This is a genomic window from Streptomyces sp. UNOB3_S3 (genome assembly GCF_020740895.1).
Taxonomy (GTDB): domain Bacteria; phylum Actinomycetota; class Actinomycetes; order Streptomycetales; family Streptomycetaceae; genus Streptomyces.
Genome location: NZ_JAILXP010000728.1, coordinates 1 through 912 on the forward strand (window position 1 = coordinate 1; position 912 = coordinate 912).

General features: G+C 77.0%; 1 protein-coding gene. It reads left to right on the forward strand.

Translation table 11 applies throughout. The features are described 5' to 3' along the window. Positions 1 to 66: 66 nt before the first annotated feature. On the forward strand, positions 67 to 912 hold an 846-nt coding region (locus K6I33_RS35330; protein WP_229358874.1), incomplete at its 3' end, for a streptophobe family protein.

The window sequence follows — 912 nt, forward strand, 5'->3', positions numbered from 1 at the left end:
CGCCCTGCGTCCCCCGCCCGCGCGCCCGGACGGGTGGTGTGATCGCCGCTGGCTTACGTTGGCGACATGAGCGAGCTGCGTGCCTGGGGGGACGCCCTCGCGGCCGTGGCCGCCGGACTGGCCGCCATGGTCGCGGTCGCCGCGCTCGGCCTGTGGGCCGCCGGGGCGGGGGCGCTGGGGGCCGACGCGCTGGCCCCCGTGATCGCGGCCACCGTCGTCAGCGCCGTCGGCGGCAGCATCGAGCTGTCGGGCGGCGCCGGCTTCATCGGGCGTACGGGCGCGGGGCTGGCCGTCGTACCGCTGTCGGTGACCCTCGCCGGGGCGATCGCGCTCGCGGTGGTCTTCCTGCTCCCGATGCGCCATCACGCGGTGGCGAGCGGCACGGCGTTCCTCGGCCGGGCCGCCCGTACGGCCGTGGTGTGGGTGGTGGCGCTGCTGTTCGTCTCACGGGCGGCCCGGCACACGTTCCGCATCCGTCTGGACGAGGACATCCTCGACGAGCTCGGCGCGGCGCTGGGCGTGACCCCCACGGTCGGCTTCGGCGCCGCGACGGGGCCGACGGTCGGCTACGGGCTGCTGTGGCTGCTGGTCCTGCTGGTCGTGGCGACGGCCGTCTCCCGGAAGACGCCGCTGCCCTCGCGGCTGCTGCGCTTCCAGGACTCCGTCCGCCCGGCGGCGTTCGCGGTGCTGGTGCTGCTGCTGGGCTATGTGGTGCTCGGGCTGCTCGCGGGCCTGGTGGTGGCCGCGACGCACGGGCACGCCGACCGGACGTTCGCGGTCCTGCTGCTGGGGCTGCCCAACCTCGCCTGGATGGGGCTCGGGATCGGGCTGGGCGGCGCGTGGGAGGGCCGGGTCCCGGACGGGATCGGGCTGCCGATGCCGCAGGCGCTCGCGGCGGTCCTGCGGGAGGGC